Annotated in this window: 3 protein-coding genes and 1 pseudogene; 1 reads left to right on the top strand and 3 read right to left on the bottom strand. The window is 74.8% G+C overall.

All coding sequences use genetic code 11. The features are described from left to right. Nucleotides 1-953: 953 nt before the first annotated feature. The 3 genes from EF903_RS30770 to EF903_RS30760 form a co-directional block, all read right to left on the bottom strand. On the bottom strand, nt 954-1,871 hold the full coding sequence (locus EF903_RS30770) for an ADP-ribosylglycohydrolase family protein (RefSeq protein ID WP_125548267.1): 918 nt from the start codon (nt 1,869-1,871) through the stop codon (nt 954-956). 11 nt (nt 1,872-1,882) lie between these two features. Beyond that, nucleotides 1,883-2,542, bottom strand: coding sequence for a histidine phosphatase family protein (locus EF903_RS30765; protein WP_125548266.1), 660 nt, complete (start codon nt 2,540-2,542; stop codon nt 1,883-1,885). Between the two features lie 73 nt (nt 2,543-2,615). Next, complete coding sequence (locus EF903_RS30760; RefSeq protein WP_125548265.1) at nt 2,616-3,113, bottom strand: DUF4937 domain-containing protein; 498 nt, start codon at nt 3,111-3,113, stop codon at nt 2,616-2,618. On the opposite strand from EF903_RS30760, the pseudogene EF903_RS36175 reads away from it, so the two are divergent. Further along, nucleotides 3,088-3,212 (top strand): annotated as a pseudogene (locus tag EF903_RS36175) (hypothetical protein); the annotation flags it as partial. The gene EF903_RS30760 and the pseudogene EF903_RS36175 overlap by 26 nt on opposite strands.

Raw genomic sequence — 3,212 nt, 5'->3', positions numbered from 1 at the left:
GTACCGCCGCCAGGCCGCGGGATCCCACCCCGGCGGCGCCCCGGCCCCGGGCGGCCCCGTATGCGCGCCACCCCGCCCGGCCGCTCCGGAACTCGCAGCACCGGGCTGCGGTGACGCCGATGCGGCGGGCGCGTGCTCGTCCGCAGGGACAACGGACGACGCAGCCGCGCCGGATGGGGCACCCCCGGAAGGAACGTCCGTCACAGCCGATGCGGCCGGCGCATCCGGCACGGAGGGCGGAGCCGAATCAACCGCCCCGGCAGGAACCGCCGACGCGGCCGGTACGGCGTCCACGACAGGCGCTGCCGGTGAGGCAGGCGCAGCCGGCACGGCAGACGAATCGGTCCCGGAAGGCGACTCGGGTGCATCGGCCGCAGCCGGTACGGCAGGACCGACCGGCCCGGAAGGCGACTGCGGTGCACCAGGCACAGCCGGCACGGCAGGCTTGACCGGCCCGGACGGCGACACCGGCGCGGCGGCCGCGGCCGTCCCGGCAGGCGCGGCCGGTGCGCTCGGTGCGGCTTCGGGGTTCCGCGGGGTCGGCACCGGCCCGGCTTCGGCCGGCGTTGCCGCATCGCCCGCCGGCAGCGCCGCGGCCCGCGGCGCCGGGTCCTGCCCGGCCGCGGCGCCGGGCTCCGGAGCCGTATCGTCCGCCGCAGCCGCGGGCTGCGCGCCCGCCACCGGGGTGGCGCCGGACGGGACTTCCGCGGCGTCGCGGTCGTTCGGTCCGTCTGCTGTGGTGGCCATCGGGTTCCCCTCCCTGTCGGCCGCCCCGGCCTGCCTGCCGGGGGCAAGCGGCCAGGGTAGGGCCGTGACGTGGGGGTTCTCCGGGGCCGACCGGGCCTGTGTCAGGACCGTGACAAAGCGCGGGCCGGCGTGCGCCCCGGCGCACACGACCGGCCGGGGCCGCCGGCCCAGTACGCCGGGCCAGTACGCCGACCCCGCACGCCGGCTCAGTACGCCGGCGCCTCCGGCAGCCACGCCGGCAGCGCTTCGGTGCGCGCCAGCCAGGCGGCCGGAAGCACCTCTTCGCCCCGAGCCCCCAGGACGCCGCCGACGATCGCGCACGTCGTGTCGACGTCCCCGCCGACCTGCGCGGTGGTCCAGAACGCCCGCTCGAAGTCGCCGAGCGAGCGGGCCGCCGACCACAGCGCGAACGGCACGGTGTCGTGCGCGGTGGTGCGCCGCCCGCAGCCGAGCACGGCGGCGACCGTGGTCGCGTCCCCGTAGTCCAGCATGTCCCGCGCCCGCCGCAGCCCCGCCCCCACCGCACTGCGCGGCACGAGCGCGATCACACCGTCCAGCAGGTCCTCCGCCTTCGGCGGGCCGGCCGGGTCCGCGGCGAGTGCGGCCGCCGCGGCGACCGCCATGGCGCCGCAGACCGCCTCGCGGTGCTGGTGGGTGGTGTAGGCGGAGATCTCCGCCTGGTGCGTGGCCTGCTCCGGGTCGTCGGCGTACCAGGCACCCAGCGGCGCGATCCGCATGGCGGCGCCGTTGCCCCAGGAGCCCTGGCCGTTGAACAGTTCGGCGGCCAGCGTCCGCCAGTCCCCGCCCTCGCGTACGAGGCGGAGCATCCGGTTCACGGCCGGCCCGTAGCCGCGGTCGAAGTCGTGGTGGCGGGCGAAGGAGTCGGCGAGGGCGTCCTGGTCGATGCGGCCGTGGAGGGCCAGCACCGCGAGGATCGAGCACGCCATCTCGGTGTCGTCGGTCCACTGCCAGGTGCCCGAACCGCCGGGCAGTTCACGGCGCTTGAGGGAGGGGTAGTTGGCGGGGACGAAGTACTGGGAGCCCAGGGCGTCCCCGAGGGCCAGCCCGCGGAGGCTGGCGAGGGCGCGTGCGTAGCGCCTTCCGGAAGAGGAGTCAGCGGTCATCGCGCGTCACTTTAGCCGTCCAGGTCGTAAGGCTCGGGTGTGGTCCACCGCTCGAACGGGCGGTCCAGGCGGTATCGGCCGTCCGCTCCGAGCCCGAGGATCCGGTAGTCGCCGTTCCCGGGATTGGAGAGGCATTCGAATTCGGCCACCGACCAGTGGAACCACCGCATGCAGAACAGCCGCATCGTCAGCCCGTGCGTCACGAGCAGGACGTTCGGCGGGTGGTCGGGGGCCTCGAAGCTGCGGTAGAGGCTCTCCAGGAAGGAGCCGACCCGGTCGTAGACGTCGGCGCCGGACTCCCCCTGCGCGAACCGGTAGAAGAAGTGGCCGTAGGCGTCCCGGTAGGCCTTCTGCAGGCGGACGTCCTCCCGGTCCTGCCAGTTCCCCCAGTCCTGCTCCCGCAGCCGCGGCTCCTCGCGGACCCGCACCCGGGCCGGGTCCAGGCCCAGGTCGCGGAAGGTCTGGAGGGTGCGCCGGTACGGGGAGACGTACGCGCTGACCCGCTCCTCGCCGAAGAGCTCCCGCAGCCGCACGCCCGCCGCCGCGGCCTGCTCGTGGCCGAGGCCGGTCATCCGCAGGGCGTGGTCGGGCTCCCGCTCGTACACGGTGTCGTCGGCGTTGCCCTCGGACTCCCCGTGCCGGAGGAGGACGATGCGCCGTGGTCGTGCCATCCCACGACACTATGCGGCGTACGGCGCCCCCGGCACCCGGGCACGCCGGTACGACCCTCCGATCTTCGTACGGTCACACCGTCCAGGATGCTTCGAGGTCGACGACGTCCCCGGTGAGGGCCTCGACGTCGGCCTCGGTCTGGGCGCGCAGCGACAGCCGCTCGACCCGCTCCTGCCGGTACTTGCCGTGTTCCGCGGCGGCGTGCCACATCGACAGCACGAGGAACTCGCGGCCGGGGGCCTCGCCGAAGAGTCCGCGGACCATCCCCGGCGAGCCGGCCATGGCCGGGTTCCACACCTTCTCCTGCATGAGCGCGAAGTGGTCGACGCGCCCCTCCCGCACCCGGGTGTGGGCGACGCGGACGACGTCGGCGTCGGTGAAGCGGGGCTCGAAGCCGGTCTTCACGTCGAAGCGGTGGTCGAAGAGGCTCACCCGCGCGTCGGTGTAGGTCCCGGCCTGGGCGGCGGCCAGCCGGTCGTGCGAGCGGGCCATGAAGGAGTCGTAGAAGGAGCGGCTCTCCCAGAACGCGAAGACATGCGCGACCTCCGTGCTGGCCCCGACCGGCACCATCGGCCTCGCCATGTCCTGCGACACCACCGGTGTCGAGCCGGACCTGGCCCTGGTGAAGTTCAAGAAGCTCGTCGGCGGCGGCTCGATGCAGATCGTCAA

Origin of the sequence: Streptomyces sp. WAC05292, assembly GCF_003949955.1 — a bacterium.
In the GTDB taxonomy this organism is placed as follows: domain Bacteria; phylum Actinomycetota; class Actinomycetes; order Streptomycetales; family Streptomycetaceae; genus Streptomyces; species Streptomyces globosus.
The sequence above is the reverse complement of the archived record's forward strand: the minus strand, read 5'-3'. Positions and strand labels throughout refer to the sequence as shown.

What these genes read in the sequence shown, in the direction of transcription:
- EF903_RS30770 (WP_125548267.1), bottom strand. Translation starts at nt 1,871, where the DNA reads ATGACCGCTGACTCCTCTTCCGGAAGGCGCTACGCACGCGCCCTCGCC.
- EF903_RS30765 (WP_125548266.1), bottom strand. Translation starts at nt 2,542, where the DNA reads ATGGCACGACCACGGCGCATCGTCCTCCTCCGGCACGGGGAGTCCGAG.
- EF903_RS30760 (WP_125548265.1), bottom strand. Translation starts at nt 3,113, where the DNA reads ATGGTGCCGGTCGGGGCCAGCACGGAGGTCGCGCATGTCTTCGCGTTC.